Origin of the sequence: Acinetobacter sp. PW68 (genome assembly GCF_020982655.1) — a bacterium.
GTDB classification, from domain to species: Bacteria; Pseudomonadota; Gammaproteobacteria; order Pseudomonadales; family Moraxellaceae; genus Acinetobacter; species Acinetobacter towneri_A.
The window spans coordinates 38,670-53,772 of record NZ_JAHZSX010000003.1 but is presented as its reverse complement, the minus strand read 5'-3'; the positions used below and the strand labels follow the sequence as shown (position 1 = coordinate 53,772).

The window sequence follows — 15,103 nt, the reverse complement described above, 5'->3', positions numbered from 1 at the left end:
TCTAGGATGTAAGTCAGGTATTACTCGTAAAATATTACAGTTGATGGTCAGAGGCAGCGGTATACGAGATATTGCTGAAGTTGAGCGCATCAGTATCGGTAAAGTTTTACGTACTTTAACTGAATCAACCTATGAAATTCAGCCTCAGCAAAGTCATTATGAATCTCTCGAAGTAGATGAGTTCTGGAATTTTGTTGGAAATAAAAAGAATAAACAATGGCTTATTTACGCCTATCATCGAGAAACAGGTGAAATTGTTGCTTATGTTTGGGGTAAACGAGATTTAGCTACAGTCTAACAATTGAAGACAAAGCTTAAACAATTAGATATTCACTACACCCGAATTGCAAGTGATCATTGGGACAGTTTCATCACTGCTTTTAAAAATGGTAAGCAAAGTATTGGTAAATTTTTTACTGTAGGTATTGAAGGCAATAATTGCAAAATAAGGCATAGAATTAGGCGTAGCTTCAGAAGAAGCTGTAATTTTTCAAAAAAGCTTGAAAACCATTTTAAAGCTTTTGATTTAGCCTTCTTTTCTTTTACATCAATAATGGCTTCATTTAAAGGCAGCATACTTTTTGAAGCACCACCAAAATTTTATGTTAAGTAGAGACTAAAAATGCCCTTGATTAAGGGCTTACAAGGGCATTTTGTATAAGGTGTATTATGTTAATTTTAGATAAACTATAGAATCCATTAGTTTTTAAACCAATAAATTAAATATTTTATGGAACTCCAGAATATTTATTCAGGCGATACTTAAGCAATAAGGGTAGGGTGATTACATAAAGTATTGCAGCTAATGCCCATACCATTCCAGGAGCTGATGCCTGAGTCATAAAATAGAGGCTAGTAACTAATACAGGACCAATTATAGCCCCCAGACTATTAAAACTGCTTAATAGCCCTTGTAATTCACCTTGTCTTTCATCACTAATACCTCTGGACATCATTGCTTGCAAAGCAGGAACGGCTACTCCACCAAGGGCAAACAATGGTAACAACGCAAAAGGCACCCATTCTTCAACAGCAATAGATAAAAGAAGTAAACCAATTGCATCGCAAGCTATTCCACATAACAACGTATTTTTCTCTCCAAACCTCTTTACCATAGGGGCGATAGCAAAAGCCTGTGCAATAGAATGGCATATTCCATAACTAGCAAGGGAAACACCTGCAATAAATATACTCCAGCCATAACGATCCTGCCCATAGATAACCCATAAAGTTGCGGGGACTTGTGAAACCAATGTGATAATTAAAAAGATACCAAGCAATGGAGCCATATTAGGTTGAGTGATCAAATAGGATAATTTCTTTAATATTGATTGCTCCTGAACCTTCTCAGTCATTTTATTGCTGTGTTTTGATTCTTTTAATAAGACTGCTGTCATTATTAAATTAATCCCATTCATAAAAGCAGCAGCAAAGAACGGTGCATGTAAGTTCCATTCACCCAAAACTCCACCTATTACCGGACCCGCTATAAACCCAATACCAAAGACAGCTCCAAGGAGACCAAACCTTTTTGCACGCTCATGGGCTGGAGTAATATCTGAAACATAAGCTGTTGCAACAGCCATGTTGGCACCTGTAATTCCCGCAAAAATACGACCAATATATAGCCACAATAGAGAAGGAGCAGCAGCCATTAGGAGATAATCAGCCGTTGCACCAGCAATTGAAATAATTAATACAGGTCGACGTCCAAATCGGTCACTCAACGCTCCAAGGATAGGTGCAAAAATGAACTGCATCAGAGCATACACAGCTAATAAAGCACCATAGTGAACACCGCCTGCTTCAGCTCCAGCCAATGACCGTAATAATTCAGGCAAGATCGGCATAATTAAACCAATCCCAACAGCATCCAGAAATATAGTGATTAAAATCACGCTCAATGATTTCTTCACAAATGCCTTCTCTAGCAATGATAGAATTAATATTCTCTCACACACTCCCTATCAGTGATAGATTTATGAGTAAAAAAGATATTGCACCTCAACGTCTGACACGTGAAATAGTCCTGCGTACCGCATTGGATATGTTGAATGAAGAAGGCATAGATTCAATAACCACACGCAAGCTAGCTCAACGATTGGGTATTAAATCTCCAACTCTATATTGGCATTTCAAGAATAAATCCTTGTTAATGGAAGCAATGGCGGAAACCATTATAAATGAACACCATTTAGTTTCTTTACCCATCGATGGGATGACATGGCAAGATTGGTTGCTCGCTAATTCTGTAAGCTTTCGTCGAGCACTACTAGCTTACCGTGATGGTGCTCGTCTACATGCAAGAACTAGCCCCAGTCAAGGACATTTCAACACGATTGATAATTTAAGTTGCGCTGTTATCTCATGCTGGGTTTTCTCCTGTTGAAGCAGTTGCATTACTTATGACATTAGGAAGGTTTATTGTTGGGTGGGTCCTTGAGGAGCAGCAAGAAGAAATAAGATCAGACCCACCATTCGAAGCCGATCCAACTATATATCCACTCATGCTCCAAGGAGTGAATACCTTACAAAATATGAATGCGGATGACATTTTTGAAAATGGGATTCGTATGGTGATTATCGGTGCTGAAAGACAACTTGATATTAAAATGCAAACTTAACTCTATACTGCTTTAAGCAACTGTTCTATTTAGTAATAAAGCTTTTATCCTTAATTATTTAACATAATGGTGGTTATACGCAATACACTTGTATATTAATTTAAATATCAACCACTTAATAAAACAAGAAAAATCCAAAAATGCCCAAAAAGCCGATTTTGAAACAAGTCGGCTTTTTTATGTGCGATTCTGTAATATTTTGCCAATAAATTTGACTAAAAATTACGCTTCTCAACTTGAGTGATACAATTTTATGATACATTATTGTATATACAAATTTGAATGTTTTTTATGAAACAGTATTTCGAATGGGATGAGGCAAAGAATCGAAAGAATCAGAAAAAACACGATGTCTCTTTCGAAACGGCAAGCCTTGTTTTTGAAGATCCATTAAGGATCTCAATTCAGGACAGACATACCGATGGTGAAGAACGTTGGCAGACCATTGGGAAAGTAAAAGGCGTACTAATGCTGTTAGTAGCTCACACCATCTTTGATGAAGATGACTGTGAAATCATACGAATCATTAGTGCAAGACAAGTCACCAAGGCGGAGCGAGATAGATATGAGCATGGTTAAATACTCACGCAAAGAACTGAATGAAAAATTCAGCGACAAGCAAGATGCTGAAATTCAACGCTTGCTTGCTAAGGGAACGATTCCTGACGATCAGCTAGATCTCTCAGATATGCCTGAAATTACCGACTGGAGTAATGCTGTACGCCACAATCAATTCTATCGTCCAGTAAAGCAACAAACTTCAATTCGGTTAGATGCTGATGTGCTTGCTTGGTTCAAAGCACAGGGAAAAGGTTATCAAACACGAATGAATGAAATTTTACGGGATGCCATGCTAAAAGAATTAAAAAATCATCAATAAAAAAGGGAGCCTAAGCTTCCTTTTTTGACTTCGCATAACGTGTATTATGTTAGTTTGAGGTAAATTAAATTATTCAGCTCTAATTACTAATTCTATTTTTCTTTATTACGATTGTATCTACTAGTAGGACATAGAATACTATTTTCTTTAGTGTGAACAACATTAATTAGCTTAGCTAGTTCGTCTGCTTTTTTTTCAAAAGTTTCTTTCCTTTCGAATTTTTGTCTTAATGTTAATGGAAATAGTCCCATTTTTATTAACCGTATTTCATTCTCTAAAGACCCCCAACTTGAGGAAACACTCCACGGATCATTAATATCAATAAATATTTTTTTTCCTTCAATATCATCAATTGCATACAGTTCATGACCATATTTTTCTGAATACTCTTCCTGTAGACGATCAAAGTACTGTTTATCACTATTCATTTCTTATTCCGCAATGCTAAGAATTTCATAAGTAACTAAAGATTACACCAGTAGTTTGAGTTATATAAAGAGAATCATTTTAGGATCTTGTTAATTATTTAAAACTTCATACTCGTTATTCTGTATAATATTATTAAAAATTAGAAACTTAGAGGTTAACTTGATTTCAAAGAAGCAAAATGATCTAGCCAATTTAGAATTACAAGCAGCTGTAAATACTTTATACAGTGACAGTAAATTTCTAATGACAATAAATTTTATCATTAGTGTATGTATGCCATTTACTCTTGGATTAATTGGTATTGTTAAGGATTATTCTATATTCATTTACTTAGCTATTTTTTGTAGCCTCAGTAGTATAGCTTTATCATGTTGGATAAAAAATATAAGAAGCTCAGCAGTACAGATGCAAGAACTATATGATCGCTCTATCTTTAACTTAAAGTGGAACAAACTTTATTTAGGAGAAAAACCCAACAACCGTCAAGTAACGTTATTATCTGAAAAATATAAGAAAAAGTATGGAGATTTTTCAGAATTTTTAAATTGGTATACATCCCCCGCAGCTACTTATCAATACCCTATGGCAATTATCCTATGCCAAAGCCAAAATTTATCTTGGGACATTCCCAACAGAGAAAGATATTACAAGACCGTATTAGCTTTTATTGTTTTACTGATTTTCGTATTTTTTGCGGTAAGTATCTATTATTTTGAAAATATTTCATTATTTATCAAAACACTAAGTGCCTCTATACCTATAGTAATATTTCTATTCTTTCTAGTCCTAGAACATAAAGAAACTGTTAAAGAAGGAAATCGTTTGAATAGTGAAATAGAAGATGCCTTAAACCAACTATCAAATAATAGTGCTACTGATCAAGATGTTATATCTCTTGCTGAAGAGGTACAAAATGCGGTTTATTCATATCGTAAATCTGCTAGACCTATTCCAAATAAATTACATAAATACTTTAAAAATCAAAATGAAACCTTATCTATAAGGAATATTCAAAGATACATAGACAACTATCTTTAATTAACTTTATTGAGATTTATATGGCAACAACAGTTATAAGTGCTTTTAATGACTTCCAGAAAAATATTGTAAATTTAGATTCAGCTACATCATCAACGGCTCGAAATAGTCGAAATTGGTTATTAGATCAAATTTCAAACTTTCCAGAAAATAATGATAACTTTCCTAACTTATATCCAGAAATCGATATCGGCTTTGGTTCTTTTGCTCGAAAGACTAAAACTAGACCATTAGATGATATTGATCTAATGGTTGGTATCAAAGCCGATGGATGTACATATTATGAAAGATCTTGGGACGATATTGAGTTGAAATTTCCAGAAAACTACTCTGGAAAGTTAAAAAAATATGCGAAAACTCTTGATAGTTCAGGCTTAAGTTCAACACGTATTACCAATGCATTTAAATCAGAATTAAGTAAGGTCAGTCAATATTCATCAGCTGAAATCAAAAGGGATGGAGAAGCAGCAACTCTGAAGTTGAAAAGCTATACATGGAATTTCGATATTGTTCCTTGCTTTTTGACATCACCAGATAGCGATGGAAACTCTTATTATTTAATCCCAAATAGATCTGGAAGTTGGAAAAAAACGAATCCTAAGACTGATAGAGATAGATTATCAGCCGTCAATCAAAATCAATCTGGTAATGTTTTAAATGTAATTCGCATATTGAAGTACTGGAAACAAGAAAAAAGAGTGAACATCGGATCTTATTTATTAGAAGCTATGATCCTGTACTACTATGAAAGTAAACCGAATAATACATGTTCAGAGTATGTTGATTTGGAATTAGAGAACGTTTTTAACTACTTAGCGAATAGTATTATCAATACTGTGGCTGATCCTAAAAATATTCAAAGTAACATCAATGATATAGACTATTATAGTAGATACTCATTGAGCGAGAAATTTAAAACATTCGCCCAACTTTCAAGAGATGCTAGACAACTTGAAAATGAAGGAAAAGATAAAGAATCAATAAATACTTGGAAAAAAGTTTTTGGGTATAACTTCCCTGACTACGGTTAGGATTAATAACATGTGAACTAAAAAATCCTGACAGTGCGTTAGGATTTTTTTTAAGTTCATCGCACTTTGCCGGGAAATGCAGCACGGATCTTGAGGAAGAAGTAGTCCGTGTCGCGGTATCCATAGGCCATCCGCTTAATGACTTTGATCCGGTTGTTCATGCCCTCCAGCACGCTGGTGTTCAGCCGGTGGAGGGCACTGGAAACGATACCCTCCATATATGGCTCCAGCTTCTTGGCAAATCGTACCAAAGCATCAATTCCGCTACCGAGGCTATGCCGGCCATTCCCGCCAGGCGCTTCTGGTAGTCGTCTCGCTTTCCGCAAACCATAGCGTCTTAAGTTGGTCCTTGAGCACGTACACCGTAGTCAAGAACGCATTGGCGGTAAGGAGTTCGTCCAGCTTGACCGCCTGCTCGGGCTCAAGGTTGTCAGCATTGCGTAACAGTATCCAACGGCTGCTTTTGATCACCTTGCGGGCGACCTTGTCATCTCGCAGTTGATTGTACTGATCAACTCGCACTCTATCCATCACTTCGCGGTATACTTAGCCACCACATGGAACAGGTCGTAGACCACCACCGCGTTGGGGCACTGGTACACTTCAAGATCGAAGGCTGAGTTCATGTCCATACCACTGCCTCGATCTGGTTCCGGGCATCGCCTAACCACTCGAAGAACAGTAGGATCGCCTCACGCGAGCGGGCCTCGCCAATCCACACCACTTGCTGGGTGTCGGCACAGGCGACCACCGTGGCGTAGCGATGACCCTTGTGCAAGGCGAATTCGTCCATCATCAGGCGGCGCAATCGACTTCGATCTGGCTCGTGCAAATCACGTTTGAGCCGCTCCATGTCAATAGTCTTGACTGTATGCCAATGCAAGCCCAAAAGATTGGCAACATGACTGACGGGCAGCATCTGTACTAATTTCTCAATCCAGTTGCGCAATGATTGCGTAATACGGGAGCGCGGTGGTAGCCAATCGATCCGCTCTCTGGTTGGACCGCATTGTGGACAACGCAGCCGCCGCACAGGTACATCCAACTCGACGCGATACTGCATAATTGGTGACTCGCGAACTCGGCGCCAATTGATGTCATGTACCAGGAAACAAGGGCAATCGCATCGGCTACAAATTGGCGTATGCTCCTCGTCGTGTGTAAGACGGATCAGCAAAGTCTGTTCATCTAGAAGCCCATGAGACGCTGGCGAAAAGCCCTTCCAGAACAGGCTCCAAACATCAGCGCTAGTCATGATCATGGACCGATTGCGCGCTATCGGTGCCTTGTAGCGCCAAGGCATCATGTTCTTCTTGGCTGAGATGGCGTCTGTTGGGATTGATGCAGGACAGACAAAGCACTGCTGTTGCGAGGATGAGGCAATAAGCGATGATCGGTAGGTGGTACCAGTCGATAAAAGCGTAATAATGAGTGTCCCGATAATCCCTAACAGTAGTCCACCCAAACAGAAGTAGACTGCTGTAGCGGTCCCAGCGATATGATCGAAACCTCGAAGAGCGGCATTGGGTGCCACCGATACCGCAGTGGCGATACCAACACCCACGAGCCACATCGGGGCGATGAAGCCAAGCACCGAGACCGGTGCCAATGTCTCGCCAACAGCGAGCAACAGCGCTCCCGCCATCAGACACCCCATTCCCACTCGTAAGGTCTTCAGGCTTCCCCACCGGGGAATCAGTCGTCCCATGATTCGCGCTGTAGCCATCATAGCGATGTGCCACTGTAGCAAATAGCAAGCTGAAGCTAAGTTGCGATAACCCTTGCCTCCCCATCATTAGCCAGGGGGCGGTCGAGAAAAAGACGAAAAAGCTGCCCATCCCCGCGCTGTAACAGAGCGTGTACAGCCAGAAGTTCAGGTGTTTCACAGGAGTCAATAGCTGCGACCACTGTAGGTCTGCCGTCCGGTGCCGCCGAGTCTCTGGTAGAGTCGCCAGGCTGCGATAACAGCGCCTATCATTGCCATCCCTAGCAAGCCGAAGATTGCGCGCCATCCGAGCCACGCGTCGACCAGCGCTCCTAGCAGTGGGCACTTATCGCAGGAACCATCGCAAGCATAGAGCCGAGCAAGCCATAGATGACGTTGCTTTCCTCACGCCCCGAATAGATGTCGCGTACCGTCGCGAAAGTGGAAACGAGACATGCCGAAGCGCCGCGAAATGGAAGAACGCGGAAGCTCAGAAAAGTTCTGGCGATGAAACTACGGTGAGGTAGAATGAAGCCGCAATATAGGCAATCCCGCCACCAAGTAAAACGGGGCGGCGACCCAGCCGATCCGACAGTGGTAGAAGAGAAGCTGTCCGGCTCCAAGCAAAACCAGGTATGCCGTCAACGTCAGCTGGATCGTCCCTGCACCGGACCCAAGTGCATCCGCCATGAAAGGCACCACGGGCAGGTACATATCCATGCCCAGTGACGCCAGCAAATCGAATGGTGATAACAGCAATAGCGTGGCGGGAAGAGAATACCGCCAAGAAAAATCTTTTGAGCGCACGAAGCCATCTCCTTAAGTTAAGAATTTGGCGGCGCTCTTGCAGAGCAACTAGGTTCTTGAGAACGCCGCAACAACCGAAAACGAAGGTTGCTGCGGCTTACTTGTCTGCTTTCTTGGTAGCGCTCATGTGCGGGTTATCTCATGGATGAGTCCATATCGTAACAATCTTCACGCTAAAGTGCAAAGAACCTTTTTTATTTGTATTTAACATAAAATCTCTTATGCGAAATGGGTTTGTAACTCCAAAATATAAATATCAAAAACTTAACAAACTAAGATGAATGCAAAAATGCAAAAAAAGCCGATTTTGAAACAAGTTGGCTTTTTTATGAGCAGTTTTTATAGTTTTTGCCAATAATTTCGTTTAAAAAGTAGTCGATTTTGCGATTTTCCCTGATAACTCAATACCTGAACTTCGCAAATTATTCGCAATTTCTGCGGATAAACCTTGGGGTAAGTTTTGAGCAATGTTGTAAGCTCAGGCTGACATGAATTAGGGAGCATTGCGTCTATGTCACCGCAGGGATTTTTCATATGATGGGGACATAGAGAACAGGATGTTCCAACACATAAAACAATAATGATAAGTGCAACACCAGGACGTGAGGTACGACAGGAGTTATACCTAAACACCCAATACGAAAAAGCCCGACAGGATGTCGGGCTTTTTTATATTTAGTATTTAAAGAAAGCCTTTTTCCTTTAAATAGGATACTGCTGCAAGAATATATGATGAATTGAATGTTACATCTGTATAAGTTGATGGGGAATGACTCCCAGTTTCCCTAAAAATTTTATAAAAATTATCAACTTCATCGAAACTTATCGGTCGAATATTATCTTTATTGTTATGAACAAATAATTTTCCATCTTCACTAAATATGCAAAATTTTGACTTTCTTGACTCAGTCTCTAAATTAACAGGTGTAGAAAAATTTCTAACTAAAATTTCATATAAATTAATGTTCATATCATTTATCTCATTGTTTTGATGGTTATATTTTTTTTCTAACGTATCCAGACTCAATAAAATTGCTTCTCTAGCTAAAAATGATTTAGTTCGCTGAGTTTTTTCTGCTACTTCATCTAATCGCTTTTCTAATTCTACTGGTAATCTGAGCATTAGCATTTCAATAACCTTTATCTAATTGTATATCAATTAGAGTACATCATTAGGATTGACTTTGCAATTCCTGTTTTTTAGATAGTTATTCAATAAAAACTCCTATTTAGGAGTCTTTCATATAAGAGATTTTATGTTAAATCATAATCCTCATGTATTATTGTAATAAAATCTTGTAGTTAATAATTATCTAATAAATCAATTAGATGTGCTTTTATGTTAGTCCATTCACTTTTAATAATACTGTACATTACGGTATCTCGAGTTGTACCATCTTTACGTAAAGCATGCCCTCTAATTATCCCATCCTTTTTTGCACCCAATCTTTCAATTGCTCGCTGACTTTTAATATTAAAAATATCAGTGCGAAGTCCAACCGTCTCAGTGTTTAACTGTTCAAAAGCAAATTGTAGTAATAGCAACTTACATGTCGTATTAACATGCGTACGCTGCACTGATTTTGCATACCAGGTATAACCTATTTCTAAGCGTTTCACGTTCAAAAGAACATCATGATAACTAGTTGTACCTAGAATTTTCCCAGAGCTTTCTTCGATGACAACAAATGGATAACGTGTACCTTCCTGTTTTTGTATTAGAGCTGTTTCAATATAGTGATGAACCTCAGAATAATGCGGTGTTGATGTAACTCTTAATTTCCACAGTTGACCATCTTTACATGCTTCCATAAGCCCACTTTCATGTTCAAAAGATAAGGGAATTAAACGGATATTATTTTTATTCAAAAAAACATGATCAAATAATTTTAATTCTTTCAGCATACTTTCCCTTTACTATCTTTGAGCTGGATACAAGTGATTCTATTAATTTAATAATTTCTAAAATTAACATAATACACGTTATACGAATTCCCAAGGCATGGCTTTTAGTCATGCTTTTTTTATCAAAAGAGTATACCTGAATGATAGCGAGCCAAATCGCATACAATATCTATCATTAGACTTAATGCAATAATTAAATGATAGTATTATCATTAATCTAATAGAATTAAGATTAAATGATAGAAATGAATACACGTATTTATCTACGAGCTTCAACTAAAGATCAAGATGCAGAAAGGGCTTTGCAGATTCTTCAGGATCTAAACCAAAACTTGAATTTGGGTGAAACCATTGTGTACGTGGAAAACTATAGTGGTACGAAGTTAGACCGACCTGAATTGAATAAGCTACTGTCAGAAGCAAATCAAGGTGACACATTGTTAGTTGAAAGTATTGACCGCTTATCACGCCTAACCCAACGAGATTTTCAAGAGCTGAAGCGCAGGATCCAGGAGAAGGGACTTCGTTTAGTCGTAGCAGATCTTCCTACTACCTACCAAATGATTCAAACCAGTGACAGCATTACTCATTCAATCTTGGAACTCATCAACAATATGTTGATTGATCTTCTGGCAACAATGGCCCGCCTAGACAATGAGAAACGTATAGAACGTATTAAGCAGGTATGGCACGTTCGGGTTACAAACCAACAGGCAAGAAGGCAAATGAGGCTAAACATAAACGAATAAAAGAATTGCTAGTAGTTGGCAATATGACTAAGGAAGAAATTGCCAAAGCAGTGAATTGTGGAGTTGCAACTGTCTATCGAGTTGCTAAAGTTATCTAAAAGAGGCTTATCTCAACGCGCCCCAATGGGGCACCGCTGCATTCAGGTTACTTCACATAAGAAATTTTATGTTAAATGATTGTTAGAAATGCCCCTTGATCGAGGCATTTTCTATAAAGAATACTAAAAACTAATTAAAGCCAACCAAGTTTCAAAACAAGGCAGTTCTCAGCAATCATATTTTTAAATTATATAACTCCCAACTGAGCTTTTGCTCCAACGATAAGGCTTTCATTTTGAGTTTCTAAGGCAAATAAACCATACATCAAAGGAGAGTAGCTGCTCTTTCTAAAGTCTGTTCATATAGTTTATTCCAAACTTTACCCCTAGTTTTTCATACTCGATGATTAGAGTTTTGAGGCTTTCTTCTCCAAACAAAGTTACATGCCCAGCAAAATCAATCGCTGGGTCATCTATATGGGCTGTTGACCAATCAATAACGCCTGAAACAGCTCCATCCTTTGAAGCTAGTACATGCCCAGCATATAAATCGCCATGTATAAATTGGGTGAAATCTGCCCATAGAACATCATTATCCAACCATTTTCTGTAGCGGGTTTCCAATTGCTCACTTATACCAATTTCAGATTTTACTAACTGCAAATTGTTTGCTATTTCAGGTCTTAAATCTGAAGGTTTCATAATTTTCAAATCATTTTCCCGAACTTCTTTTTCAGGAATACTATGGATTTCAAATAAGGTTTTTGCCAAAGATGTTATGTATTTCGGGCTATCTTTGTCCATATTCCAAATTATTTCATAGGTTTCAGCATCCAAATTTAAAACAGGATTATCTTTAAGTATGGGATAAGCCACTAATTCTGTAGATGAAATTCTCCAATCAGGAACCTCTACAGAAAGATGTTTTTTTACCAATTCTAAAATGCGTTTTTCTTTCTTGATTTGTTCCCTCATGCCATCACGACGAGGAATACGCAGCAACCATTGTTGCCCCTTTGTATCAAGAGCAAAAACGACCTTAAAATCAATGCCCATTTCATTGAAATTCATTTTGTCCGTAAGCAACAAGCCGTGTGCTTCAGCAAGTGATTGAATATCTTGAATTGTCATTTTTAATTTCCTTTAAAGAGTTCAATAATTAATGTTCGGATTAGATTGGCTATCATTAACAATCTCTCAAAAGTCTTGATGATTTTGTGGTCTTTGATCTCGTAGATAATGTCAGCAATATTATCGACCAATTGCTTGTCATGAGATACGAAGATAATAGTTCCTGCATAGGACTTCATCATTGTTTCTAATGCGGCAATACTTTTTAGGTCAAGATAGTTTCCTGGTTCATCCATAAGCAAAATATTATATTTTCCTAAAAGCATTTTGGATAAAAGCAGTTTGATGATTTCACCTCCCGATAAGTCGGATAAGTTTTTTGAATATCATTCGCTCCGATCCCCATTGAAGCCAATACTGCACGAATTTCCGCAACTGTGTACTCGCACTCTTCCTGCATAAAGGAGAGCACAGATTTATGCGTGTTAAATTTATATCCTGTTTGTGTAAAGTAGCCAATTTCAGCTTTTGGAGATATGGTTAATCCATCAGCACGTTCTGATATCATTTTTAACAAGGACGTTTTCCCTGTTCCATTCGATCCAGTTATAGCGACTTTAGCGCCAAGCGGTATTATAAAGTTAGCGTCATCAAAGATAGTACGGCTACCAAATTTTAAGCTCAGACCATCTGCCGTAATCGGGAACTTATTGTGCAGTTCTAGGGCTGAACTTTGACGAAAACGAATAGAACGCAAATGCTCTGGTGCTTGAATATCTTCTAATGCAGCCAAACGCTTTTCCATACTCTTAGCTGCCTGATACAGTTTTCTTTGCTTGGTGCCAGTCATTTTTGCATGCCCAAGTCGTCCAGCACTTTCGGTAGAGTTTTTGGATTTTTCTCCTTTTTTCTTATTGTCTAATCGATTAGCTTGCTGGCGTTTTTCTTGCACAGCAGATTCTAATCGCTCCCGTTCCTTCATCATCAGCTCATATTCTACGGCTTGGTGTTGTCGCTCTTCTTCTTTTTGACGCAAGTAATCCGAGTAACCACCCCAATATTCCGTAATTTTACCGTCTTTTAACTCCCATATCTTGTCTACAACCATATCAAGAAAATATCGGTCATGACTGATAACAAGTAATGCTCCATCAAATGCTTTAAGTTGACCAATAAGTAGATCTATTCCATTGAGATCAAGGTGGCTGGTTGGTTCATCCGCTAGAATGCCATGTACTTGTTGGGAAAATGCGGCAGCAATTTTTGCACGAGTTTCCTCTCCGCCACTCATTGTGTCGTTTTGTACATTGGAAACACCAAGGCGAGATAACATTGCCCGGTCTTCGACCGTTTCTATTTCGATTCCGCCCAGTTGGCTGATATGTGCAAAATCACCAAAACGCTGTAATGTCGCTTCGGCTAAAACAATTTCGCCATTAAGTACTTTGAGTAAACTACTCTTTCCTGCTCCGTTATCACCCACAAGACCAATACGGTCATAAGAGTGAATTTCCAATTCATCAATATCCAAAACATCACGCCCAGCATAATCCAAGCGTATGTTTCTCGCTTTAATAATTAAACTCATTTTTATTTACTCCTGTTTAGCTCTTGAAATTTTTTATGCAGCAAACAGGATTTAGGTGAAAACAAAAGCTAGCATCACAGTGTCCTCCCAAAAAAAAGCTATTCATCCACAGGGTGGACAAATAGCTAGTCAATTAAGTTATAACTGGAAACTATGCACTAAAAGCATACTTATAAATTAAGCATACTTTTACTTTATATATCCGCATATATTCTTAAAGACACAACAAAAGCCCACCATTATAAAATAGTGTCACTATGCAAATAGTTGTGTCTTAACGAATGCGGATAGAATGCATAAACTTACCTAAAAAATAAAATTCAGTTTTATGATAACTTTACTGTTAAAAGAAGTCTAGACAACCTTGTTTTATGCTTGGATATAAGGCTTATTTTAAAATAATAGTAGTGAAGATTTTCTAAAATTAACATAATACACCTTATACGTAATGTGTTATAATTCCACTTAGAAATCAATGCTGTAGTTTCTAGTTGATAGCCCACCTTCCCCAAGGTGGGCTTTTTTTGTGATTTTTCACGTTCCACGCTTAAAATTCGAACAGTGTTTCATGATTTTTATAAGTTAAACTAAATTTAGTTGCTAATCCCAATAAGCTATTCACTAACTTGTAAATATCGGTATACCGCCTGACGACTAATCCCAAAAGCTTTCCCTAATGCCTAGAATGATTTTCGATGGATACTTCCCCTCCTTCCATGCTTGTCGTAAAGCTTCAGCTTGGTCAGGCTTTAGTTTATGCACCCGACCTTTGTACTTCCCCTGAGCAGAGGCGAGTTTTATTCCTTCCTTTTGCCGCTCTAAAATGATCTCACGTTCGAACTGTGCAAAAGCACCCATCATTTGAAGCATCAAATTATCCATCGGGGTGGATTCGGCTGTAAAAGTAATATTTTCTTTTACAAACTGGATGGCGATCCCTCGTTTGACCAGTTTATCTACTTCAGTGACCAAATCTTTTAGGCTTCGCGCAAAACGATCCATTGAATGTACAATCACCCTGTCCCCTTCCCGGACATAGTTCAACATTTCCTGAAATTTAGGTCGGTCAGTATTTTTACCTGAAGCACGGTCAACAAAAATCCGGTCGACCTCAATTCCTTCAAGTTGACGTCCAGTGTTTTGCTCGACAGAACTTACCCGGACATACCCTACTTTTTACTTTTTCACTTTTTCACGCCCCAATTGGATAAAAATGAACAATTTCGTAAATTATAATT

General features: G+C 38.4%; 10 protein-coding genes and 7 pseudogenes. 8 read left to right on the top strand and 9 right to left on the bottom strand.

What is annotated here, in order from left to right:
- Positions 1-567, top strand: a pseudogene (locus K1T76_RS14440) (IS1-like element ISAba3 family transposase); the annotation flags it as partial.
- A 161-nt stretch (positions 568-728) separates the two neighbouring features.
- On the opposite strand, the gene tet(39) reads toward K1T76_RS14440, so the two are convergent.
- Complete coding sequence (gene tet(39), locus K1T76_RS14435) at positions 729-1,916, bottom strand: tetracycline efflux MFS transporter Tet(39) (RefSeq protein ID WP_004856455.1); 1,188 nt, start codon at positions 1,914-1,916, stop codon at positions 729-731.
- Positions 1,917-1,981: 65 nt separating this feature from the next.
- Here tet(39) and K1T76_RS15005 point away from each other — a divergent pair, with 65 nt between their 5' ends.
- From K1T76_RS15005 to K1T76_RS14420, 4 genes are all read left to right on the top strand, one after another.
- Positions 1,982-2,389, top strand: coding sequence for a TetR family transcriptional regulator (locus K1T76_RS15005; RefSeq protein ID WP_268259954.1), 408 nt, complete (start codon positions 1,982-1,984; stop codon positions 2,387-2,389).
- A 16-nt stretch (positions 2,390-2,405) separates the two neighbouring features.
- Positions 2,406-2,624, top strand: coding sequence for a TetR/AcrR family transcriptional regulator C-terminal domain-containing protein (locus K1T76_RS15000; protein ID WP_042753958.1), 219 nt, complete (start codon positions 2,406-2,408; stop codon positions 2,622-2,624).
- Positions 2,625-2,915: 291 nt separating this feature from the next.
- Complete coding sequence (locus K1T76_RS14425; protein WP_017393771.1) at positions 2,916-3,203, top strand: BrnT family toxin; 288 nt, start codon at positions 2,916-2,918, stop codon at positions 3,201-3,203.
- Positions 3,190-3,504, top strand: coding sequence for a BrnA antitoxin family protein (locus K1T76_RS14420; RefSeq protein WP_019838431.1), 315 nt, complete (start codon positions 3,190-3,192; stop codon positions 3,502-3,504). The genes K1T76_RS14425 and K1T76_RS14420 overlap by 14 nt, the downstream gene beginning before the upstream one ends.
- Positions 3,505-3,596: 92 nt before the next feature.
- Here the strand turns inward: K1T76_RS14420 and K1T76_RS14415 are convergent, their stop codons facing one another.
- On the bottom strand, positions 3,597-3,932 hold the full coding sequence (locus K1T76_RS14415) for a hypothetical protein (protein WP_094069402.1): 336 nt from the start codon (positions 3,930-3,932) through the stop codon (positions 3,597-3,599).
- Positions 3,933-4,092: 160 nt separating this feature from the next.
- Between K1T76_RS14415 and K1T76_RS14410 the strand changes: the two genes are divergently transcribed.
- Complete coding sequence (locus K1T76_RS14410) at positions 4,093-4,971, top strand: S-4TM family putative pore-forming effector (protein ID WP_005006303.1); 879 nt, start codon at positions 4,093-4,095, stop codon at positions 4,969-4,971.
- 20 nt (positions 4,972-4,991) lie between these two features.
- Positions 4,992-6,002, top strand: a complete 1,011-nt coding sequence (locus tag K1T76_RS14405) for a hypothetical protein (protein WP_019838338.1) — start codon at positions 4,992-4,994, stop codon at positions 6,000-6,002.
- A gap of 56 nt (positions 6,003-6,058) precedes the next feature.
- Here the strand turns inward: K1T76_RS14405 and K1T76_RS14400 are convergent.
- The 4 genes and pseudogenes from K1T76_RS14400 to K1T76_RS14385 all read right to left on the bottom strand — a co-directional run bounded on the left by K1T76_RS14400 (position 6,059) and on the right by K1T76_RS14385 (position 10,419).
- A pseudogene (locus K1T76_RS14400) lies at positions 6,059-7,257 on the bottom strand (ISL3 family transposase).
- Positions 7,250-8,514 (bottom strand): annotated as a pseudogene (gene cml, locus K1T76_RS14395) (CmlA/FloR family chloramphenicol efflux MFS transporter). The pseudogenes K1T76_RS14400 and cml overlap by 8 nt, the downstream one beginning before the upstream one ends.
- Positions 8,515-9,196: 682 nt before the next feature.
- Complete coding sequence (locus tag K1T76_RS14390) at positions 9,197-9,643, bottom strand: ribbon-helix-helix domain-containing protein (RefSeq protein ID WP_171191668.1); 447 nt, start codon at positions 9,641-9,643, stop codon at positions 9,197-9,199.
- Between the two features lie 173 nt (positions 9,644-9,816).
- Positions 9,817-10,419, bottom strand: coding sequence for a GNAT family N-acetyltransferase (locus K1T76_RS14385; protein WP_019838175.1), 603 nt, complete (start codon positions 10,417-10,419; stop codon positions 9,817-9,819).
- Between the two features lie 236 nt (positions 10,420-10,655).
- On the opposite strand from K1T76_RS14385, the pseudogene K1T76_RS14380 reads away from it, so the two are divergent.
- Positions 10,656-11,266: pseudogene (locus K1T76_RS14380) on the top strand (recombinase family protein).
- Positions 11,267-11,454: 188 nt separating this feature from the next.
- On the opposite strand, the pseudogene K1T76_RS14375 reads toward K1T76_RS14380, so the two are convergent.
- The 3 pseudogenes from K1T76_RS14375 to K1T76_RS14365 form a co-directional block, all read right to left on the bottom strand.
- Positions 11,455-12,337 (bottom strand): annotated as a pseudogene (locus tag K1T76_RS14375) (Mph(E) family macrolide 2'-phosphotransferase).
- Between the two features lie 2 nt (positions 12,338-12,339).
- A pseudogene (gene msr(E) / locus K1T76_RS14370) lies at positions 12,340-13,865 on the bottom strand (ABC-F type ribosomal protection protein Msr(E)).
- 614 nt (positions 13,866-14,479) lie between these two features.
- Positions 14,480-15,041, bottom strand: a pseudogene (locus tag K1T76_RS14365) (recombinase family protein); the annotation flags it as partial.
- Positions 15,042-15,103 lie beyond the last annotated feature (62 nt).

What these genes read in the sequence shown, in the direction of transcription:
- K1T76_RS14415 (WP_094069402.1), bottom strand. Translation starts at nt 3,932, where the DNA reads ATGAATAGTGATAAACAGTACTTTGATCGTCTACAGGAAGAGTATTCA.
- K1T76_RS15000 (WP_042753958.1), top strand. Translation starts at nt 2,406, where the DNA reads ATGACATTAGGAAGGTTTATTGTTGGGTGGGTCCTTGAGGAGCAGCAA.
- K1T76_RS14405 (WP_019838338.1), top strand. Translation starts at nt 4,992, where the DNA reads ATGGCAACAACAGTTATAAGTGCTTTTAATGACTTCCAGAAAAATATT.
- K1T76_RS14420 (WP_019838431.1), top strand. Translation starts at nt 3,190, where the DNA reads ATGAGCATGGTTAAATACTCACGCAAAGAACTGAATGAAAAATTCAGC.
- K1T76_RS14385 (WP_019838175.1), bottom strand. Translation starts at nt 10,419, where the DNA reads ATGCTGAAAGAATTAAAATTATTTGATCATGTTTTTTTGAATAAAAAT.
- K1T76_RS14390 (WP_171191668.1), bottom strand. Translation starts at nt 9,643, where the DNA reads ATGCTAATGCTCAGATTACCAGTAGAATTAGAAAAGCGATTAGATGAA.
- K1T76_RS15005 (WP_268259954.1), top strand. Translation starts at nt 1,982, where the DNA reads ATGAGTAAAAAAGATATTGCACCTCAACGTCTGACACGTGAAATAGTC.
- K1T76_RS14425 (WP_017393771.1), top strand. Translation starts at nt 2,916, where the DNA reads ATGAAACAGTATTTCGAATGGGATGAGGCAAAGAATCGAAAGAATCAG.